Genomic DNA, 20350 nt, shown 5'->3' on the forward strand with positions numbered 1-20350 from the left:
TCTTGCAAAAGCTGAGGAGACAAAGCGATCGCGCTAGACTTTCCCTAGATGTAAACACGGTAAATGTTGATGAGCCTGAAAGACCGCATTTCGGAAGACATCAAAACCGCCATGAAGGCGAAAGACAAAGTTCGATTGGAAGCAGTCCGCAGTATCAAAAAGGTCATCCTGGAAAAAGAAGTGAGCGTGCGCCCTCAGGGACAAGACACCCTCACAGAAAGTCAGGAAACTGAAGTCTTGGTACAACAAGCCAAACAACGTCGCGAGGCAATCGAGATGTTTCGCCAAGCTAGACGGGATGACTTAGTGGAACAACAAGTTCAAGAGTTAGCCATTATCGAAGAGTACCTGCCAAAGCAACTCTCAGATGAAGAGGTGGGTGAAGTGGTGGATGAGGTTATGGCTTCAGTTGGGGCTAGCTCAATTAAAGATATGGGCAAGGTAATGGGGCCAGTGATGCAACAACTCAAAGGGAAAGCAGATGGGCAGAAGATTCAAGCAATCGTAAAAGCGAAGCTAGGTGGTTGATTGTTAAAGACCTAGAAATAGCCAACAACCAATAACCAATTTAGACGGTTCTTGCTCCTAGAGGGTCGATAGAAAGCGATCGCGCTTGAGCTAAAATCCCTTGAGTCTTCCAAGCTTCTGCCATTGCCATCGCAACATCAGCCGCCTGTACTGTATCTACCAAGGCAATCAGAGTCGGTCCAGCACCACTAATTACCAATCCGTAAGCCCCAGCTTTCAAAGCGGCTGAATTGACAGCATCGTAGCCAGGAATCAAGGCTTGTCGGTAAGGCTGATGCAACTTATCTTGCAAAGCCGTTCGTAACCAGTCTCCTCGTCCCGTTTCCAAGCCTCTGATGAGTAAACCGAAATGGGCGATGTTAAAAATCGCATCAGCACGACTAATCTCAGTCGGGAGAACGCGCCGCGCTTCTTTGGTGGAGAGTTCAAAATCTGGAATGGCGATTACTGGCACAATCTCGCTATGCCAGGGAATGTCGCAGATTTCCCATTCCTTGAGAACCGCCTCACCACTAGCCGCAAGGCGACAGCCTCCCAAGAGTGCGGGAACAACATTATCTGGGTGTCCTTCTATTGCGATCGCTAATTTCATCACCTCGATCTGATCGAGAGGTTCCCCTGCCAACTGATTAGCCCCAACTAATCCACCCACAATTGCTGTAGCAGAACTACCTAATCCTCTAGCCAGTGGTACGCCTAGCTCAATCTCAATGTGTACTGGCGGTGGTGTCTGACCAAGGTGTTGGTACAACTGTAAAAAGGCTTGGTAGGCAAGATTATTGGCGCTAGTGTCCACCAGTTTCGCCTCTGTCCCTGTAACACTTATCCTGACAACCTCAGCCTCATCTGAAAGTGTAAGAACATCAGGGGTTGCCTCAAGGCGAGTGAAGCGGAACTGATTGTACAGCGTCAACGCTGCGCCAATACAGTCAAACCCTGGCCCCAAGTTAGCTGTTGTGGCAGGAACAGTGACAGTGGTAGTGGAAACAATAGACATTAGCAATACTCAAAATTAATCAGCAGGTTGCGATCGCTACTTATTATGGTTCATTTCTGCCCAACCAATTGATTAAGAAGTCAAACAATGTGAGTGGATTAGGACTCTCAGGTAGCTGAGTAAAAGATGGTACCGTCTCGATGATGTGTTTGATATTGTTTTCAACATTCGTTGCTTCAATCAGGTGAACCAAACCCGGAACCTGACTGTTCATCGCTTGAAAGTAGCGCTGTTGTGGCTCGATGATTCGTAAGTGTTTGGCGAATGCGCTGCGTTTTCGAGTTGAATCACTTTCTTTTTGCTGCCGTAACTCGTCTTCGTTTATGCTCAGGACGATATAACCATCAGGAAAGCAAAGTTTCTGCTCAATAATCTGCTGTCGGTAAAAATCCCGCAGAACCGATAAGGGTTGCCAATCAACAAAATCAAACGACCAGTTGTACCATAGCGGTTGAAATGGATCGCCATCCAATACTACTAGCTCGTGAGTTTTTCGTTTAGCTTGGGCAATAGCCCAGCGTTCGACTTGACGTTCAAAATACCAATGGGTTGGTTCAGGAGTTGGACGCTTGAACAACTGATTCACTTCAGGAACGACATAGGCAGCATACTGCTCTACTAGTGCCTTGCTTGTCGTACTTTTACCAACAGCACTTGGTCCTTCGAGGCAAATTAACGTCATAGATTGACCATTATTATCCTTTGTGAACAAAAAGTGGTGGAGCGATCGCATTATCACCCCACCACCTTTGTCTCACGTAATCTGACTAAGCGCTAATTTCTCAACTTGAACTACTACGAGTTGAAGATTTCTTCTTAGTACCAGTCGAGGACGTTGTCTTTTTCGCCATTGTTTTGCGGCTACTAGATGTTGTACTTTTTGACTTCTTAGCCGTCGAACTCGTTGACTTACTCGACTTACTCGTTGATTTCTTTGTAGATGCTTTAGCCGCTAAAAGCTCTACCGCCGTTTCCATCGTTATGTCTTCCACTGATTGTCCTTCAGGGAGAGAAGCATTAGTTTTTCCATGCTTTACATAAGGACCATAGGGGCCATCGTAGATATTCACGGGTTCATTATCTTTGGGATGGGCACCTAGCTCTCGTAGGGCTTTCTTCGATTTTCCAGCACCACGTCCTTTCTTCGGTTCGGATAGTAGCTCTAACGCACGTTCCAGGCTAATTGTCAATACATCATCACCTGCTTTGAGCGATCGATATTCTTTCTCTCCTTTACCTTGGTCATGAACCACATAAGGCCCGAACCGTCCTAGGCTTGCCTGAATTCTGCCACCAGTAGCTGGATGAGTACCTAAGGTGCGGGGTAAAGCCAGTAGACCCACTGCCATTTCCAAGGTCACAGTATCCATCGTGACTCCCTTAGGCAGAGAAGCCTGTTTCGGCTTTTTGTTGTCCTCAGATACATCACCCAGCCGGACATAAGGGCCATAGGGACCAATCAAGATGTAAATTGGTTCTCCCGTTTCTGGATGAAACCCGAGTTTATCGGGTCCTTCCGTTTTCTGGCGAAGCAATACCTCCACCTGTTCTGGGTCGAGTTCAGACGGGGTTAAGTCTTTGGGAATCGAAGCTTTGACTATGCCATCACCATTCTCTGCTTCGAGGTAAGCCCCAAACCGACCGATACGCACTTTGGCATCTAGGTTTTCCAGTTCCACTGTGCGGGCTTCATTGGGGTCAATCTGGCTTTCTTGTTCTTTAACCTGAGTTTCTAGTCCTTTCTCTCCTAGATAAAATTTCTGTAGGTAGGGAAGCCAATCCGCTTCACCGGTTGAAATTTCGTCTAGGGTATGCTCCATCTGCGAGGTGAAGCTGGTATCCACAAGGTTGGGGAAGTATTTTTCCAATAAGCCAGTCACGGCAAAAGCAGTGAAGGTAGGAATTAAGGCATTGCCGTTAAGTTGGGCGTAGCCTCGGTCAATAATGGTGCCAATAATGCTGGCGTAGGTACTAGGACGCCCAATCCCCTCACTTTCAAGCATTTTCACCAAAGAGGCTTCGGTGTAACGGGCTGGAGGTTGGGTTTCATGACCGTCTGCTTCGAGTTCCAGGCAGTTAGGATGGTCGCCTACCTTCAGGGGCGGTAGGATTACCTCCTGGTCTTCTAAAGCGGCTTCTGGGTCATCGGAACCTTCGACATAGGCGCGTAAGTAACCCGCAAAATCAATCCGCTTGCCACTGGAACGAAAACCCGCGTCTTCAACTTGCAACTGAACAGTTATTTGAGTTTGCCGTGAGTCCGCCATTTGGCAAGCAACCGTGCGCTTCCAAATCAGATCGTAGACGGCGAGTTCCCGACCCCCAAGTCCTGTTTCTTTCGGAGTACGGTAAGTACTGCCTGCTGGACGAATCGCTTCGTGGGCTTCTTGTGCGCCTTTACTTTTGGTGGTGTACTGTCGAGGTTTCGGGCTGAGGTACGGCTTGCCATACATCTGCTCAACACAACTCCGTGCTGCTGCAATCGCTTGTTCAGATAAATGTACTGAGTCTGTCCGCATATAGGTAATATACCCTTGCTCATACAGACTTTGAGCCGTCCGCATCGTGTCACGGGCAGACAAGCGTAGTTTCCGGTTTGCCTCCTGTTGTAGCGTCGAAGTTGTAAATGGTGGAGCAGGCTTACGGACAACGGGACGTTCTTCGATGTCACTAACTGTCCACGTTTTATCGGTTAGGCGTTCTTGCAATTCTCTAGCTTCCGCTTCCGAAAGCAGTCTCACCTGCCGCCCAGCAATAATTTGACCCGTGTTGGGATCGAAGTCGCTACCTGTTGCTACCTTAACGCCAGCTAGAGAAACAAGCCGTGAATCAAACGGTGTTTTCTCCTGTTCTAGAACAGCTTTCAAATCCCAGTAGCTTCCCTGACGGAAAGCCCGACGCAGTCGTTCTTTGGTCACCAATAGGCGTACAGCGACCGACTGAACACGACCTGCCGACAAGCCCCAAGCGATTTTCTTCCACAGCAAAGGGGAGAGGGTATAACCTACCAATCGGTCTAAAATCCGTCGAGTTTCTTGAGCGTGTACAAGCTGTTCGTCGATATCACGGCAGTTTTTCAGAGCTTTTTTAATCGCTTCTTGGGTGATTTCATGAAACACCATCCGCTTGGTTGGGACTTTCGGTTTTAGCAGTTGCAGTAAATGCCAACTAATGCTTTCTCCTTCACGGTCTTCGTCTGTAGCAAGAACAAGTTCATCAGCGTCTTTAAGGGCATCCTTAAGCTGCTGAACAATTTTCTTTTTATCTTTGGGAACAACATATAGGGGTTCAAAGTTAGCCTCCACGTTCACCCCCAACTGCGCCCAAGGTTCCTCTTTTACGGATGCCGGAATTTCTGTAGCGGACTGAGGGAGGTCACGAACATGTCCCATCGATGCCTCAACACGATAGCTAGAGGGCAAGTAGTTACGAATGGTACGTGCTTTGGTCGGAGATTCAACAATAACGAGGGTTGACATAGGAATGTTAACTTCCTTCGGGGATATAGCAGCGGGCTAAACAGACAAACGTGATGAAGAGAGGGCGAAATGACGATGGCGAGTTATTCAAACGGAAGCTGAGGAGATACCCATAAAGAGATCAACCACCAGCCTTATTGCTAAATGTAGCTTGATATCTACTTATAGCCGATACTCAGTAGCAACCCTTAATGCTCCGGATTATGCCAGAATGAATGCCAACGTCCGGGTTCGGTGTGATTATAGCTGAGACATCCAAGCAAAGTTGGGGGAAGTACCGATGCAGCCAATTCGACAAGGGGATGTAATTTTGGTTACTGTAGAACCCAATCAGGGACAAAAGCCATCTCATCTGAGCTTTGGCAGAAGTTAAGAAGTTAAAGTGACAGGACATAAGCACCGCCTTAGTGAGGGATAGGCCCAGTTGTATGAGAAAGATGGCACCCTCTATCTGCGAGTCCTCTCAGAGACGGCTTTGCTTACCCACGAAGAGCATAACGCGATCGCAATTCCTCAAGGCAACTAGATGGTAAAGATTCAGCAAGAATATGAGCCTCAAGGCTGGCGCTATGTCGCAGACTAACATTGAAAAGCTAACGCCACAAGAAATGCTGATTCCAGTTTACCGACTCCAGAGACAACTACAGGGTAAATATGGGCAGCCAATACTTGATTCAAGGAATTGGTTACGCCTGAATTTGCCAATAATTGCAAGTTACTAAAATTAGATTCTTGGCAAGAATATACATTAATAAGAATCGGTTATAACGTTAATATCGAACCAATTTAATTATTAAACATGACTTGTCCTAGTACTGGAGAAATTCATATCTTACTTATCCCAACTAAGTTGAAATCAGCTAGAGAAGCAATAGGATGGGCAAATTAGGAAATTGAGCTAGATAAAATTCTGATACAAACCTGAAAGTTTTCTTGATAGGTTGACTATTAAATTTAAACTTAAAATAAAAAGAGATTTTCCTCTAAATTTACTGTCTAAGGCATAACTTAGGCATTTAGAGTAAATTTAGCTGCTCAAGGGGCGAAATCACCGATAAGATAAATAAGGTCAATCTTGATACCAACATAGCCATAGACAATACTGATAGAACCTATGGATTTTGCCAATCTTGCTGCTCAGCTTAATGCTGGGATAATTTTGCCAGAGGGAATTGTAATTATTACCCTCATACTGGTTTTAGTAATTGATCTGATTGCTGGTAGGAGTGCCGCTAATGGGCTACCTTATGTTGCAATTGGAGGTCTTCTTACTGCCCTAGTCGTTCTGTACTACGAATGGGATGTTGCTGACCCGATCGCCTTTTTGGGGAGCTTCAACGGTGATGCCCTGAGTGTGGCGTTTCGTGGCATTATTGCCCTATCGTCGGTTGTAACGATTTTGATGTCGATTCGCTATGTGCAGCAGTCTGGCACATCCTTAGCAGAATTTATCGCAATTTTGCTCACGGCGACATTGGGGGGAATGTTCCTCTCAGGCGCGAATGAGCTGGTAACCATTTTTATCTCACTGGAAACTCTCAGTATTTCATCGTACCTAATGACGGGTTACATGAAGCGTGACCCCCGTTCCAATGAGGCAGCATTGAAATACTTGCTGATTGGAGCATCAAGTTCAGCCGTCTTTCTCTATGGTGTCTCCTTGTTGTACGGCTTGTCTGGAGGAGAAACTCAGCTAAATTCGATCGCAGAGGGTATGACGGCTATCCAGTCGGGTGAATCTTTAGGGATTTTAATTGCTTTAGTATTTGCGATCGCAGGGATTGCCTTCAAAATCTCTGCCGTTCCCTTCCACCAATGGACACCTGATGTATACGAAGGTTCTCCAACTCCAGTAGTTGCCTTCCTCTCCGTCGGTTCCAAAGCAGCAGGCTTTGCGTTAGCAATTCGGCTAATGACAACGGCATTCCCTTTAGTTACCGAACAGTGGCATTTTGTCTTCACAGCCCTTACCGTCTTGAGCCTAATTTTGGGGAACGTTGTTGCCCTCACCCAAACCAGCATGAAACGGCTGTTAGCCTATTCTTCCATTGCTCAAGCTGGTTTTGTGATGATTGGTTTGATTGCTGGGACTGATGCCGGGTATGCCAGCATGGTATTTTACCTCCTGGTTTATCTGTTCATGAACCTAGGCGGCTTTACTTGCGTTATTCTCTTCACCCTCCGCACAGGCACTGACCAGATTAGCGAGTACGCTGGTCTTTATCAGAAAGACCCTCTTTTAACTCTGTGCTTAAGCATTTGTTTGCTCTCCTTGGGTGGAATTCCACCATTGGCAGGGTTCTTCGGCAAAATCTACCTATTCTGGGCAGGTTGGCAAGCAGGGCTGTATGGCTTAGTCTTGCTAGGTTTGATTGCCACTGTGGTGTCGATTTACTACTACATCCGCGTCGTCAAGATGATGGTAGTCAAAGAACCGCAAGAGATGTCCGACTCCATAAAGAATTACCCAGAAATCCGCTGGAATCTTCCTGGTATGCGTCCCTTGCAAGTGGGTTTGGTACTATCGCTGATAGCCACTACCTTGGCGGGGATTCTATCAAATCCCCTGTTTACCTTAGCGAATAGTTCGGTTACCCGTACTCCAATGCTGCAACAGGCAAGACTTAACAATCAGCCTGCTGTCGTTAGCGTTCAGCCAATCTTAGATAAAGACACTGAAAGCTAAGACTCTCATTATTTTTAGCAAACGCCTGACTTGAGAGAGTTGGGCGTTTTTTGTTTAGCAGATAGCTGAGGAAAAGAAGTAGGCGATCACTTTGCCTACAATATATCGACTCTCCGTTGACAAAGTTGAAGCGACTACTCACTATAGTTTTTTGTCCAATGTCCCGACAACTATTCAAAAAGTCATTGAGATCCAGATTAATAATCAGTAATCCTCAAACTTTATACTAAGTTTCAACAACCTTTGTAGAAAGCCCTGCATAGTCTCCCGTTGGGGTTTTTCCAACAATATAGACATCCAGACTTCTTTCACCCAGCCGATAGACCTTTATCTGATTAAGGTTGTGCTTGAGCGTCTCGACAAGAGCCTTAAACCGATTGAGTGTTTCGTGTTCCTCTGGGTTGTGCCACTCCTGTTCAGTAGTCGCTACGACAAAAAAAGAATCAATGTCTACAACTTCAATAGGTGTGTCTACAGGGTGTCCTGTATGATGAAGAATTGTTTCTGGAGTGATAGCCAAGCTGTCTGATGATTCCCACAAGAAAACTTCAAAGGGATAGTCAGACTCGCTGATGAATAGTAAGCCATCAGAAGCTTGTTGAAGTTGGTTAAGTAGTTCGGAGTTTTTCTTAGTCATTTAGGTCAGCTAGGTACTCTCCTTTGAAGCTAGTCTGAAGATGTAGCTGTGTCTACAAGGCTCTATCCGTAAAGGTAACTGCCAAGCCTGTAAGTTATCCATGTAACTACAAACTCCTAGTCTTGAATTCGGTTTTTTGACAATAAGCCGGAGGTAATTCTCAACAATCCCTCAACTGTCACACTCGTTATCGGTAACTCCAACGCAATCTCTAGCTTTATTGCAGCTACACCGGAATAGTTCTGAGACATTCGATTCGATTGCTACTGCACTATCTCAAATTTTGGGATGTGCCAGTACCGCAATGATTCATACTACTGTTCAGCAACGCCAATCACGTCAAAATTGCCCCACCCATCAACTTAGAATAGCGATACTCCAACTCCGCTCTGATTAAAGGCACACCTTTTAGTGTCTCATTGTTGAGAATTATCTTCTCAGCCGCATCTCGCGCCAAGTTCAATACTTCTTGGTCTTCTACCAAACTAGCTAGAGCAAAATCCGCTAACCCCGATTGGCGTCTGCCTAATACTTCACCGGGACCACGGAAACGCATATCCATCTCGGAGATGAAAAAGCCATCTTGCGACTGTTCCAGTACACCAAGACGCTGACGTGCTGTATCCGTTTTGGAACCACTCATCAGTAGACAGTAAGACTGATGTGACCCTCTACCAACACGACCTCGTAACTGATGTAATTGAGATAATCCAAAACGCTCAGCATTCTCAATCATCATCACTGTTGCGTTAGGGACATCAACGCCAACTTCAATTACTGTTGTAGAAACAATAATTTGCGTCTGATTGTCACGGAAAGCATTTAGTGCTTCATCCTTCTCGGCTGAACTCATCCGACCATGGAGTAGACCCACTTGAAACTCTGGGAATATCGTTTCAGACAATCGCTGATGCTCTTCAACAGCGGAACGCACATCTAACTTTTCCGATTCCTCAATCAAGGGCAACACAATATAAGCTTGACGCCCTTGGGCAATTTCCCGGCGCATCAGGTCGTAGGCGTGGTTACGTTCTTTGCCGGATAAAACAGTGGTATGAATCTGCTGACGCCCTGGTGGTAACTCATCAATCTGACTGACATCCAAATCTCCATGCAATGTCAGCGCTAAGGTGCGGGGGATGGGTGTCGCTGTCATCGTCAACACATGGGGAGATTGACCTTTTTGCTGTAAACGCGCTCGTTGCTGTACACCAAATCGGTGTTGCTCGTCAATCACTACTAAACCCAATCGCTGAAAATTTACGGCGTCTTGAATTAAAGCATGAGTACCGACGAGGAGTGGTAGTTCACCCGTTTCTAACTGAGCATGAATTTGACGGCGCTTTTTGGTAGTCGTGGAACCTGTGAGGAGTTCTACTGGCAGATGCAGGAGATTAAACCAACTAACTAGCTTGCGGTAATGCTGTTCTGCTAAAACTTCAGTCGGTGCCATTAGTGCCGCTTGGTAGCCGGATTGAATTGCCGCAAGGATGGCAACAACACCAACAACGGTTTTACCAGAACCGACATCCCCTTGCACTAAGCGGTTCATCGGAGTGGATGATTGCAAGTCTTTGAGGATGTCACTAATGACTTGCTTCTGTGCATTCGTGAGTTCAAAGGGAAGGAGTTGATTGAATTGGTCAATCAGTTCACCTGTGGGAGCAAGTACAGCACTGGTTTCTTGTCGCTTTTGAGCCTGACGGCGTTGGAGAAACCCTAACTGTAAATAGAAAAACTCGTCAAAGACTAATCGGCGGCGGGCGCTTGCGAGGAGTTCACTATCTTGGGGAAAATGGATATTCGCGATCGCATCACTCACTCCAATCAAGCCATACTGTTTTCGTATGGCAACTGGCAGTGGCTCTTTGAGTTGAGACGTATAGGGAAGTGCTGCAATTACTGCCCGTCTCACCAAGTCCGCAGGTACACCCTCTGTTAGAGGATACACTGGCACGACTCGACCGATTTTAATCGAGTCAATACTACCGCCAGGACTATCTAAGACTTCTAGTTCAGGGTCTTCTAGGGTAATACCATACTTATTCTTCTTCACTAAACCAGAGGCTGCAGCGACTGAACCAGGGGGATATCGGCGCTTTTGTTGCTCCTGCCAACCGCGATTACTGTAGCGAGTACCTGCAAAAAAACGATTGAGTTTGATTTGACCCGTAGAGTCTCTTAAGACGACCTCGAAAATGGTTAATTTCTTATTGCGAGGACTGCTGAAGCAGCTACAGCTTTTTACTGTTCCTACAACAGTGACAGTTTCACCAGCTTCTAGCTGACTAATATTGACCTGACGCGCATAGTCGATATGGTCACGAGGATAGTAGTATAGGAGGTCACGAACTCTATGTAGACCGAGGCGTGCTAAATATCCACTTTGTCTAACACCCACATCTTCTAACTCAGACAACGGTCGATCAAGCGTCAGCGTCTGGCTTTCTTTGATTTCGCTTTTGGCTGGGACAAGTGGCGTTGTGCGAGGAGACTTGACTTTAAGAGATTCTGAGGGTGAAGAAGTAACGTTAGACACATCAGCAGGTTCATTCTCAGCTAAACGACTTAACTCGTCTTGCTGTAGTTGGGAAAGAAATTGGTGAGTTTCAGCGACTAGATGTTGCCGCTGTTGAGGCGTCATTTGAGGATAACGGGAAAATGCGGCAGCAATTTCTTGCCACTGCCGTCGCTGGGCTAATGTTAGGTTGTCCGGAGTTTTGCCGAAGCTGAGACAGAGGAACTCACTAAAACGATACTGGTTGCCCAACAAGTCAGTAAAACCCTTCTCAGATTCCACTGCAAGGGCTTTTTGCAATCGCAACCAATTTGGTGATTCTGTTCCCACAACTTTCCCCTATAGTTAGTTATTCGTTATTAGTTTTTTGTTTTTAGTTGTTAGACAGAGTTTGACAAGTTACCTAAAATCTTCTGTGTAGATTTTTTCTTTATTAAACAACCAACAACCAACAACTAATAACCAACAACTACTTATCAAACCAGCTAGAGCGCCATGCAGCTTCGGCTTGGGCAACAGCTCGCTCGCGTTGATATTTATGATACTCTCGCCGGAGGGTGTTTGCTTTGGCGGCAAGCTTACGAATTTGATTACGTGCAGCGGTTAAAGTTGGGTCAGCAAACTCAATCTCTGATAATCGTAGATGAATTGCGATGATGCGCGTTAGGGTCGAATCTTCTTTTTCACCCTCACTTTCAGTTTCCATCAACAAGTTTAAGAGATGGGGTGAGCCAGTGGTTGCATCCCCCGGTACCTCAACTTGGACAGCGGCTTCTAAGACAGCGACGGGTAACTTGTTGGGTAGAATGCTTGTTTGTTGTAGTAGACGATTAGTATCCAAAGAGAGCGTTTGCAGGGTTTTTGCGATCGCTTCTTCCAACTGCTCTTGCCACCGTGCTAGCTGCTCTGGTTTGCTCAGCTCAGTCAGTTTAACTGTTTGAGGCGCAACTGGAGACTCATCATTTACGATCATTTCAACAGCTTCTGACAACTCATCTTGAATGGGTTCCTGCGGCTGTTCGTCACTGACAGGTGATGCCTCTGGTTCAGCTATTGTTTCTTGCTCGTTCAAACTGGTTGAATCTTCCAGATGAGAAAGCAATTGTTCTTGAGCCTTCCCTCCTAGTTCCCGTAGTGCTTGCTGCAACGTTTGCCGCTGATTGAATGACAAGTTCAAAAACGACTCAGGATAGCCTTGAGTGCAAACCTGATAACTTGCTAAAATGAGCTGCTGCCGCAGGGCTTGCCCAAGTAACTTTAGATATTGAGAATAGGTACTGTGGAATTCTACCCTCAAAAGAGCGATCGCTTCCTCCAGTGTTGCTAAATCCTGTTCAATTCGTTCAACTGTTCGCGCCATAGTGTTCTATAACTGCTCAGTAGAGTTGTCTCCTTGCTGAGTGATTCCCTCACCCAGGACATAGCGGACGAAACGACGCACTCGGATATTTTCGCCTAATTGTGCGATCGCTTGTTTAACTAACTCTTCAACCGAGATACTTTGGTCACGGATATATGCTTGCTCCATCAAACAAAGTTCTTTCAGCCGTTTCTCTATCCGTCCTTGAACAATCTTCTCTTTAACACTCTCTGGCTTATCTGCCAAGTCATCTCGGCCCATCTCAATTTCTTTTTCTTTGTCAGAAACTTCTGCTGGAATGTCGCTAACCTGGACATACTCTACATTCGGACAGGCAGCAATTTGCATAGAAATGTTCCGCACCAAAGCTTGGAATACTTCGTTGCGGGCAACAAAATCTGTGTCACAGTTGACTTCTAGCAGCACACCCACCCGACTACCTGTGTGGATATAACTTGCGATTAAGCCTTCCGCTGGCTCTTTTTCAGAATTACCACCAGCAGCGGCAAGGAGTTCCCCTTTTTGGCGTAGCCGTTCAATTGCTTGTGCGATGTCACCATCACTTTCTTGAAGTGCCTTTTTGCACTTCATCAAACCAACACCAGTTTTAGCGCGGAGTTCTTGGACAAGCTTTGCTGATATTTCCTTCATGTGGCACTACCGAATTCCGGGAATTAGCAATAAAAGGCAAAAGTCAGCGAAAAAACGCTTTGCTTTTGCCTTTTTTCTCCCCCTTTACTTAGGTAGGGCAAGGGGAGAATCGCCGTTTACCTTCTGTTATTTGCCACCCATTTGTGCGGCGACTTCCTCAGCAAAGTTGGTTTCTTCCTTTTCAATGCCTTCACCCAGAACAAACCGGGTAAAGCGACGCACTTGGATGTTTTCGCCCAGCTGAGAAATCGTTTGCTTCACCAACTCTTCTACCGTAATGCTTTGGTCACGGATATAGGCTTGATCCATCAACGATAACTCTTTCAAGCGTTTGTCAATTCGGCCTTGAACAATCTTCTCTTTGATGTTCTCCGGCTTACCTGACAAATCATCCCGTCCCATTTCGATGTCTTTTTCTTTTTGGGCAACGTCTTCGGGGATGTCCGCTACCTTCACGTACTCGACATTAGGACAAGCTGCAATCTGCATTGCAATGTTTCTTGCTAGTTTTTGGAACTCTTCGCGACGGGCAACAAAATCCGTTTCGCAGTTCACTTCTACCAGAACACCTACTCTACCGCCAGTGTGGATGTAGCTGTCTACAATGCCTTCAGCCGCCACACGCCCGGATTTTTTCTCTGCGGAGGTAATCCCTTTTTGCCGCAGCCATTCTGTCGCTTTGTTGATGTCGCCGTCGTTCTCCTTAAGAGCCTTCTTGCAATCCATCATGCCAGCGCCAGTTTTGTCGCGTAGCTCTTTGACGATTTTTGCCGAAATTTCCGCCATCTTCCCCTTGTTCCTAAATTTATGAACAGAATTACACGCTAATTATTCTTCTGTTTCTTCGTCATCTACTACATCTTCTACATTTGACGAGTCAATGTCGTCAGTTTCCTCTTCGTCGATGTCATACGCTGAGGTGTCGAAATCTTCGTAGTCTTCTTCGGCTTCGAGCTGACCATGACGCCCTTCGTAAATAGCATCAGCCAACTTACCCACTATCAGCTTAATCGACCGAATCGCATCGTCATTCGCTGGGATTGGAATATCTGCGACATTGGGATCGCAGTTTGTATCCAACATGGAAACAATGGGTAGTCCAAGCTTTTCGCATTCAAGAATTGCGTTGTACTCGCGGCGTTGGTCTACAATCACAACCACATCAGGGACTTTCCGCATCAGCTTGATGCCACCCAAGTACTTTTGAAGCTTGCCGAGTTCGCGACGCAGCACTGAGGCTTCTTTTTTGGGTAGTAAGTCAAGAGCGCCGCTAGCTTCCCGACGTTCCAAGTCTTTTAAGCGCTCAACTCGTGTCTTAATCGTCTCCCAGTTGGTGAGCATCCCACCCAACCACCGTTGATTGACGTAGTAGGCTCCACAACGAGAAGCTTCTTGGGCAATGATTCCTGCAGCTTGCCGCTTTGTGCCGACAAAGAGAAACTTCTTACCCTGCTCAGATGCTGTACGCATATAGCTGTAGGCATCTTCCATGAGCTGGGCTGTCTGCACCAAGTCAATGATATGGACACCATTACGAGCTGTATAGATGTACTGAGACATTCTAGGGTTCCACCGACGGGTCTGATGACCAAAGTGAACCCCAGACTCGAGCATTTCAGCCAAAGAGATGACTGGCATAATTTTGAACTCCTAATTCGGGTTTATCCTCCATCTAGGTGGATTTCCTCTATAAAACTTAGGAAACACCCGAAATCCTAGATGTGTGAATTTTAGACAACCCTCTTAAGGTAACACAATTAAGCTACCACTGAGTTTAGACGCGCTGGTTTACTCTCCGGGTAAGTTTCCTATAAGTCGTTTTTTTTCAGCTTGAGCGCCGTCTTTTAACCAATCAATAGGTTTCTCTTCTTCTGTTTTATCCGGGTTTACCCATACAACATTTCGGAGTTCACCTACCTGAACTGCTGCATTATCAAAAAGTTTCCTTACGGTGTCATCAAGCGAAATTACAGTTTTATCAGTTGCTAGTGCGGCTTCAATAAGCCGGAAATCTTTAAGCATTGCCTTACAATTTTTTTCACTAGCAGTAATTGACTTAATTGTGTTCCATAACTCTTCATCGGCTGCAATATCAGCTCGATATTCGACCTTCTTCTTAGCCACCATTGTGCGAAGCCATGTACGAGCAAAATTTGACTGGTGTTTATTCCACTCTTCTCTGATATCTGGCGTCATAACGACTCGGTGGCAGATGTCCAAGATAGCTTGGAGAAAATCCCGGCAGTTAACTGATGTTGGATATGTTGCTTCTTTTCCACCAGAAGAACGTGCGATAGAGGCATCAATAACAAGACGTTTGGAAATTTTAGCTGCCATATCAACGCTGCCAAAGGTGAGCCTCTGCTGCATCTAGATAGCGGCTTTCTAGTTTCAAAGATACATTGCTAAAGTCTTCTGGCCAATCTCCAAAAGCTCCAGCATCATCTAATTCAGCGCTTCTGATTTCTGTAACACCATCCTCTCTCCGCGTAAACCAGTGAAGTTTTACCAAGTCTGGTGATAACTTACCCTCTGCAACTAGAGATTGAATCGCTATTAACAGTAATTCGCTATGGGTTTCCACAACTACTCTTACACCCCGCTTTGCTGCATCCGCTAATATCTCTGCCAAAGCCGCTTGGGCACGGGGATGGAGATGTATTTCTGGCTGTTCCAGGTAAACCAATTGTCCTGGTTCTGCGACGAGAAGGGCAACTAAAACAGGTAATGTTTGTGAAACCCCAAAACCCACATCAGCAATACTAACCATATCCTTTGCTCTACCCCTGGCAGTCGGTAAACGACCTACACGCAGTTCAACCTGTGTATCATCCAGTTGTTTAGCATCGACTTTACAGGTTAGCCCCAGAGTTTCAAGAACATTTCCTAAGTCTCTAAGCCTATTATCTTTAGTTTTTTGCCAATGATGAACCACACTGGCAACATAAACTTCAAAAGTCCCCGGAAACTCCCTGCCAATCGCGGTAGTTTTATAAGTACGCTCTGGATTACCTCTCAATCCTGGAACGTGGATTAATTGGCGAATATCAGTCTCAAATAAAGTAGTGCGAGTAAATACGTTAGCAAACGACTTTTGACCTCGAAGACGCAAATCAAAACCGAGAAAGCAACGGGTACGCTCTATAGTCCATTGCCATCCTTCTTCTATTGTTTTTGAGATACTTTTGTGTAAATTGTTAAGATGTTCGGGGAGTACATTCTTAATATCTTCAGAATTCATTTTAGGTGAAAGGGTAGTTTCCTCTTTATCTACTTTGTATGTCATTTCAATGAGTTCAATTCCCTTTCTTGGCATTTTTTTAAAGGTATTTTTTATGTAATTATTACCTATTTCAATTTTGAGAGTGAAAATGTCAGTATAGCTTGCAGACGATAACTGAGATAGGAGTTGTTTAGCATAGGTAAACCGAACATTGGGACCATTAAGCAGTAAAGCACCAGGGTCATAAGTAGCTTCTAGTGTTTGCTTGAGCATCAATAAAGGTTGCATAATGCTGGATTTACCGGAACTATTTGCACCAGCTAGAATTGTCAATGGGCGAATTTCAACACGACACTCTTCGTACAGAGATTTATAGCCGCGCACTGCAATTCCGGTAATTCCCCGTGTGGTAGCTTTTCTCTTGCTTCTAGAGGAGGTGGATTGGCTCATAACGCTTCATTCACTCTTTTTTGAGGTTTATTTGTTCTGTTTGGCTTCAGCATAGGCAGCATACAGACCTTGAACGTTGTACCAATTGAGGAAAATTCGGGCAATTTCTAGCGCTAACTGGGGCTTACCTTGATTAATTAGCCATTGTAAGAAAGAAGCCATTGTGCGCTCATTAAGGCGACCGCCAAGAGAAAGGATACCCCACAGTATTCGGTGTAACCAGGTCATCTGTATCATCATCCGCACATCCCAGGTTGGGTGTTTTTGGTAGAATAAAACGCCCATGCGTCCCCGTTGAATTTCTCGATCAATCATTCGGGGAATTTGGTCTAGAGCAAAGGGTGGATGCCAGTGATAGCCAACGGCTTCAGGACATTTAATGAGTTTTAGTCCCAGTTGTTTGAGTCTAACGCCGAGTTCTAAGTCTTCCCAGCCGTAGAGTTGAAAGCGAGTATCGAAGAGTCCAGCTTTTTCTAACCATTTTCGTGCGATCGCAACATTCCCGGTTGCAAAGTAAGCGGCTGAAAAGTCAGTAAGCTTGTAGGGTTCCGATGTCGGATTATCGAAGTTATTGGTGTTGATAACCCAGCCGTAAGTGAATAAGCGATCGCTTCCTAATTGCTTCTGTCCCTGCACCAACGCATCAGCATGGGATTGGAGGAAATTCTCGGTAACGACCAAATCACTATCAATGAAGATAATCGTGTCACCTATCGCTTGTTCAACACCGAGATTTCGTGCAGCAGCAGGCCCCTTATGGTCTTGAGAAAGCGATCGCACATGAGGAAACTCACTTGGGTGTGAATCCAGCCACTCCAACGTACCATCTGTGGAACCGTCATCGACCAAGACAACTTCATAGCCACTGACAACGCTATCACCCCTGAGTTGCTGTTGTTCTATTGCCCTCAAGCATTTTTCAAGAATTGGTTTGCGATTGTAGGTGGGAATGACAACGCTGATAAACACTCTTGTTTTGTACCGTAGAATCTTATTGATTCATTCAGCCTATCAACTGTCTGAGCAAGAACGTTAGCACAGGTGGACTGAGGTTGCGGTGTCACATCACACGGTTGCTTCACCAAGCCGCAGCGAGGACTGAGAAAACGTCTTCCGAATCAAGTGGAGTTCAAGTCCTATATGATAAAGACCCAATTTCCGATCGCCAATACCCAATTGACCTGGGTTCGACTCTTCACGCTAAAATCATTGGGTTGAATACCTGGGACTAAATAGTGATATAAGCCTAAAGGCTTCATTTAGTTAACGCAACCTAAATCCTCATGCAAGTTGAATGGCAAACTGCCAAAACCTACGAAGATATCCTCTATCACAAAACGGACGGCATCGCCAAGATTACAATCAATCGTCCCCACAAACGCAATGCCTTTCGTCCAAAAACGGTATTTGAACTCTACGATGCCTTCTGTGATGCTCGTGAAGACACGAAGATTGGTGTCATTCTATTCACAGGTGCAGGTCCTCATACTGATGGGAAATACGCTTTCTGTTCCGGTGGTGATCAAGGTGTGCGCGGGAAAGCTGGGTATGTCGGCGATGATGGTGTTCCCCGCTTAAACGTCCTCGATCTACAACGATTGATTCGTTCTATGCCCAAAGTGGTAATTGCTTTGGTGGCTGGATATGCGATCGGAGGTGGTCATGTCCTGCACCTCATCTGTGACCTAACCATTGCGGCTGACAACGCCATTTTTGGTCAAACAGGCCCTAAAGTCGGCAGCTTCGATGGCGGATTTGGCGCTAGTTATCTCGCTAGAGTCGTAGGTCAGAAGAAAGCACGAGAAATTTGGTTTCTCTGTCGCCAGTACACGGCTTCTCAAGCACTAGATATGGGTCTAGTCAACTGCGTTGTACCAGTGGAACAGTTAGAAACGGAAGGTATCCAATGGGCAAATGAAATTTTAGCTCATAGCCCGATCGCAATTCGTTGCTTGAAAGCAGCATTCAATGCTGATTGTGATGGTCAAGCTGGCTTACAAGAACTCGCTGGGAATGCTACTTTGCTCTACTACATGACTGAGGAAGGTGCCGAAGGGAAACAAGCCTTCTTAGAGAAGCGTCCACCAGATTTTCGTCAATATCCTTGGCTACCTTAGTGTTCTTTAGTCTTTCATGCTCATGGGTACAGGTATATGAACCTGACCTATGTATTGATTTATCTTTGCTTATACTTCTAGAAAGAACAATTTAAACATCTATCTTAAGACATAAAATACTAAGTTTTTGAAATCTTTTCTTAGTTTCAACGACGTATTAAGATGCGATCGCTTTGCTGAAGTTTGCCAATACCTCATACTGTCGCTGCACAAACTAAATACTAAGAGTCTAAAGGCAAGAATCAAAAGGTCTAAGGAATCTTTTCAAGTTCTTAACCTTTCTTATGTACTCTAGAATGCAGCTAGTAAAACGCACATTCCTTGAGACAATTTATTAGCTGCCAAACCATCTTTTTTACGAAGGTAAATTAGTGGACAAATTCTAGTTTCCCAAATTAGTCAGCGTTCAAAACTAATTGTCGAATGAACCCTAAACTCCTCGCAACTCAGGCTTAAGCTGATGGAAAACCTTTGTCTTTACGACAAACTAAGACAACTTTTGTGATCTTTCAGCCCATACATGGCTGACTAATTCTTGTTAGTCACTAAATAGGCGAAATTTAGTGAAACCTAGCCTAGCACTATAAATTCGAGAAAATTGGAGAGTAGGAAATCATGAGTAACCCACTTGGTAGTCTCAAGGATATATCACTAGTAACCAACAATTTTGGAGACAAATCTGTCTTTAGAGATATTCTTCTCGATTGGTTCCGTTTTCTAGGCGGAAAACCTGGTGAAGTTGTAGTTGTGGATTGTGGTAGTGATGCCGAGACACAAGCAATGTACTGGCAGTTGTATCAAGAAGGTTTGATTGATAAATTGCAGGTTATCCAGTCAAATCATGAAGATAACTACGGTGGAAGTGAGACAGGATACATACAGGAATACACAGCTGCTGCAATTGCTAGCAAACCTTACATATTATGTTTTCATGCTGACACTCTACCTTACAGAGAAGGGCATGATAACTGGCTAGAGGAAGCTATTAGTTATCTTGATCGTGATGATGTTTTTTCTGTTGGTGGCTCGTTTAATCTTCCCTCAAAACATCATGATGCTTGGCTGGGATGGTACTACAGTAACAAGTGCAGCCTGAACTTTGCTTTGATGAAGCGGAGTACCTATATGAAGGCTATCCATGAATTTGCAGGTTCCTTTATTACTTCAGGATTTAAAGAGGAAAACCCTGCTGAAGCAACGAATCAGAGCAGGTATGTGCTTGAAGTTGCTTTTGAAGAGTACATAAAGCGCCACAATGTCTACACCTTATGCAAGGTTGAAGATCCAAACTGGACAGTATTTCATACAAATGCTCATGAAGATCGCTTAAAAAAGATTCGTGAGAAATATTTAGCCCGCAAAGGCATTGAACGCTATATCAATGTAGGCTTTTCTGATGCAGAGCCAATTCCAGCTAATGCACTTTACTATGGACAGCCTCCAGTTGCACTCATTAAAAGGTTGAAAATTGCTTTTGGACAATCATCTATAGGCCCTTACTGGCGGGAGCTTAAACAACGCTTTTCATCTAGAGTTGGCGATTCTAGTGAAGCAGTAAGCTAATAGCCTCAACTGGACTGGCAGAAATTGATTTTTCCTGTTATTAAGGAACACGCCCGTTTAGAGAACCTTGATGTTAAAAGCCTGAAGTTATTGCTATGCGGTAACTTCAGGCTCATCTAGTGACAAATTATCTAGATCACT

At 45.2% G+C, this 20350-nt stretch carries 19 protein-coding genes; 6 read left to right on the forward strand and 13 right to left on the reverse strand.

Annotated elements, in window-relative coordinates; all coding sequences use genetic code 11:
• Positions 1 to 69 precede the first annotated feature (69 nt).
• Positions 70 to 528 carry a GatB/YqeY domain-containing protein gene (locus H6F98_RS05275; protein ID WP_192217625.1) on the forward strand — a complete coding sequence of 153 codons (459 nt, stop codon included), beginning with the start codon at positions 70 to 72 and terminating at the stop codon, positions 526 to 528.
• Positions 529 to 568: 40 nt separating this feature from the next.
• Here H6F98_RS05275 and thrB read toward each other — a convergent pair whose 3' ends face one another.
• The 3 genes from thrB to topA form a co-directional block, all read right to left on the reverse strand.
• Positions 569 to 1525 (reverse strand): homoserine kinase, encoded by a 957-nt coding sequence (gene thrB / locus H6F98_RS05280; RefSeq protein WP_192217626.1) that lies wholly within the window; start codon positions 1523 to 1525, stop codon positions 569 to 571.
• Positions 1526 to 1568: 43 nt separating this feature from the next.
• Positions 1569 to 2207 (reverse strand): AAA family ATPase, encoded by a 639-nt coding sequence (locus tag H6F98_RS05285; protein ID WP_192217627.1) that lies wholly within the window; start codon positions 2205 to 2207, stop codon positions 1569 to 1571.
• A gap of 100 nt (positions 2208 to 2307) precedes the next feature.
• Complete coding sequence (gene topA, locus H6F98_RS05290) at positions 2308 to 5004, reverse strand: type I DNA topoisomerase (protein ID WP_192217628.1); 2697 nt, start codon at positions 5002 to 5004, stop codon at positions 2308 to 2310.
• 569 nt (positions 5005 to 5573) lie between these two features.
• Between topA and H6F98_RS05300 the strand changes: the two genes are divergently transcribed.
• Positions 5574 to 5726, forward strand: coding sequence for a hypothetical protein (locus H6F98_RS05300; RefSeq protein WP_192217629.1), 153 nt, complete (start codon positions 5574 to 5576; stop codon positions 5724 to 5726).
• Positions 5727 to 6118: 392 nt separating this feature from the next.
• Positions 6119 to 7690 (forward strand): NAD(P)H-quinone oxidoreductase subunit N, encoded by a 1572-nt coding sequence (locus H6F98_RS05305; protein WP_192217630.1) that lies wholly within the window; start codon positions 6119 to 6121, stop codon positions 7688 to 7690.
• Positions 7691 to 7916: 226 nt separating this feature from the next.
• Here the strand turns inward: H6F98_RS05305 and H6F98_RS05310 are convergent, their stop codons facing one another.
• The 10 genes from H6F98_RS05310 to H6F98_RS05350 all read right to left on the reverse strand — a co-directional run bounded on the left by H6F98_RS05310 (position 7917) and on the right by H6F98_RS05350 (position 17498).
• Positions 7917 to 8327, reverse strand: coding sequence for a nuclease A inhibitor family protein (locus H6F98_RS05310; RefSeq protein ID WP_192217631.1), 411 nt, complete (start codon positions 8325 to 8327; stop codon positions 7917 to 7919).
• 116 nt (positions 8328 to 8443) lie between these two features.
• Positions 8444 to 8578, reverse strand: coding sequence for a hypothetical protein (locus tag H6F98_RS33940; RefSeq protein WP_277927515.1), 135 nt, complete (start codon positions 8576 to 8578; stop codon positions 8444 to 8446).
• A gap of 83 nt (positions 8579 to 8661) precedes the next feature.
• On the reverse strand, positions 8662 to 11175 hold the full coding sequence (gene recG / locus H6F98_RS05315; protein ID WP_192217632.1) for an ATP-dependent DNA helicase RecG: 2514 nt from the start codon (positions 11173 to 11175) through the stop codon (positions 8662 to 8664).
• 139 nt (positions 11176 to 11314) lie between these two features.
• Positions 11315 to 12205 (reverse strand): hypothetical protein, encoded by an 891-nt coding sequence (locus tag H6F98_RS05320; RefSeq protein ID WP_192217633.1) that lies wholly within the window; start codon positions 12203 to 12205, stop codon positions 11315 to 11317.
• Between the two features lie 6 nt (positions 12206 to 12211).
• A complete protein-coding gene (locus H6F98_RS05325; RefSeq protein WP_192217634.1) occupies positions 12212 to 12856 on the reverse strand; it encodes a translation elongation factor Ts in 645 nt (214 codons plus the stop codon).
• Between the two features lie 126 nt (positions 12857 to 12982).
• Positions 12983 to 13642, reverse strand: a complete 660-nt coding sequence (tsf, locus tag H6F98_RS05330; RefSeq protein ID WP_192217635.1) for a translation elongation factor Ts — start codon at positions 13640 to 13642, stop codon at positions 12983 to 12985.
• A gap of 42 nt (positions 13643 to 13684) precedes the next feature.
• Positions 13685 to 14494: a 30S ribosomal protein S2 gene (gene rpsB, locus H6F98_RS05335; RefSeq protein WP_192217636.1), complete on the reverse strand. Its 810-nt coding sequence runs from the start codon at positions 14492 to 14494 to the stop codon at positions 13685 to 13687.
• Between the two features lie 150 nt (positions 14495 to 14644).
• Positions 14645 to 15193 carry a hypothetical protein gene (locus H6F98_RS05340; RefSeq protein ID WP_192217637.1) on the reverse strand — a complete coding sequence of 183 codons (549 nt, stop codon included), beginning with the start codon at positions 15191 to 15193 and terminating at the stop codon, positions 14645 to 14647.
• A 1-nt stretch (position 15194) separates the two neighbouring features.
• Positions 15195 to 16529, reverse strand: a complete 1335-nt coding sequence (locus H6F98_RS05345; RefSeq protein ID WP_192217638.1) for an AAA family ATPase — start codon at positions 16527 to 16529, stop codon at positions 15195 to 15197.
• Positions 16530 to 16556: 27 nt separating this feature from the next.
• Complete coding sequence (locus H6F98_RS05350) at positions 16557 to 17498, reverse strand: glycosyltransferase (protein ID WP_192217639.1); 942 nt, start codon at positions 17496 to 17498, stop codon at positions 16557 to 16559.
• A gap of 83 nt (positions 17499 to 17581) precedes the next feature.
• Between H6F98_RS05350 and H6F98_RS05355 the strand changes: the two genes are divergently transcribed.
• From H6F98_RS05355 to H6F98_RS05365, 3 genes are all read left to right on the forward strand, one after another.
• Positions 17582 to 17761, forward strand: coding sequence for a hypothetical protein (locus tag H6F98_RS05355; RefSeq protein ID WP_192217640.1), 180 nt, complete (start codon positions 17582 to 17584; stop codon positions 17759 to 17761).
• A 51-nt stretch (positions 17762 to 17812) separates the two neighbouring features.
• Complete coding sequence (gene menB / locus H6F98_RS05360) at positions 17813 to 18646, forward strand: 1,4-dihydroxy-2-naphthoyl-CoA synthase (protein WP_192217641.1); 834 nt, start codon at positions 17813 to 17815, stop codon at positions 18644 to 18646.
• Positions 18647 to 19261: 615 nt separating this feature from the next.
• On the forward strand, positions 19262 to 20209 hold the full coding sequence (locus H6F98_RS05365) for a glycosyltransferase family 2 protein (RefSeq protein ID WP_192217642.1): 948 nt from the start codon (positions 19262 to 19264) through the stop codon (positions 20207 to 20209).
• Positions 20210 to 20350 lie beyond the last annotated feature (141 nt).

The sequence above is a fragment of the Microcoleus sp. FACHB-SPT15 genome, assembly GCF_014849525.1.
Classification (GTDB): Bacteria; Cyanobacteriota; Cyanobacteriia; order Cyanobacteriales; family Coleofasciculaceae; genus Symplocastrum; species Symplocastrum torsivum.

Coding starts and splice junctions, on each gene's coding strand:
- tsf (WP_192217635.1), bottom strand. CDS start 13,642: ATGGCGGAAATTTCGGCAAAAATCGTCAAAGAGCTACGCGACAAAACT.
- H6F98_RS05325 (WP_192217634.1), bottom strand. CDS start 12,856: ATGAAGGAAATATCAGCAAAGCTTGTCCAAGAACTCCGCGCTAAAACT.
- thrB (WP_192217626.1), bottom strand. CDS start 1,525: ATGTCTATTGTTTCCACTACCACTGTCACTGTTCCTGCCACAACAGCT.
- H6F98_RS05275 (WP_192217625.1), top strand. CDS start 70: ATGAGCCTGAAAGACCGCATTTCGGAAGACATCAAAACCGCCATGAAG.
- rpsB (WP_192217636.1), bottom strand. CDS start 14,494: ATGCCAGTCATCTCTTTGGCTGAAATGCTCGAGTCTGGGGTTCACTTT.
- H6F98_RS33940 (WP_277927515.1), bottom strand. CDS start 8,578: ATGTCTCAGAACTATTCCGGTGTAGCTGCAATAAAGCTAGAGATTGCG.
- H6F98_RS05305 (WP_192217630.1), top strand. CDS start 6,119: ATGGATTTTGCCAATCTTGCTGCTCAGCTTAATGCTGGGATAATTTTG.
- H6F98_RS05320 (WP_192217633.1), bottom strand. CDS start 12,205: ATGGCGCGAACAGTTGAACGAATTGAACAGGATTTAGCAACACTGGAG.
- H6F98_RS05365 (WP_192217642.1), top strand. CDS start 19,262: ATGAGTAACCCACTTGGTAGTCTCAAGGATATATCACTAGTAACCAAC.
- H6F98_RS05300 (WP_192217629.1), top strand. CDS start 5,574: ATGTCGCAGACTAACATTGAAAAGCTAACGCCACAAGAAATGCTGATT.
- H6F98_RS05310 (WP_192217631.1), bottom strand. CDS start 8,327: ATGACTAAGAAAAACTCCGAACTACTTAACCAACTTCAACAAGCTTCT.
- H6F98_RS05340 (WP_192217637.1), bottom strand. CDS start 15,193: ATGGCAGCTAAAATTTCCAAACGTCTTGTTATTGATGCCTCTATCGCA.
- topA (WP_192217628.1), bottom strand. CDS start 5,004: ATGTCAACCCTCGTTATTGTTGAATCTCCGACCAAAGCACGTACCATT.
- H6F98_RS05345 (WP_192217638.1), bottom strand. CDS start 16,529: ATGAGCCAATCCACCTCCTCTAGAAGCAAGAGAAAAGCTACCACACGG.
- menB (WP_192217641.1), top strand. CDS start 17,813: ATGCAAGTTGAATGGCAAACTGCCAAAACCTACGAAGATATCCTCTAT.
- H6F98_RS05285 (WP_192217627.1), bottom strand. CDS start 2,207: ATGACGTTAATTTGCCTCGAAGGACCAAGTGCTGTTGGTAAAAGTACG.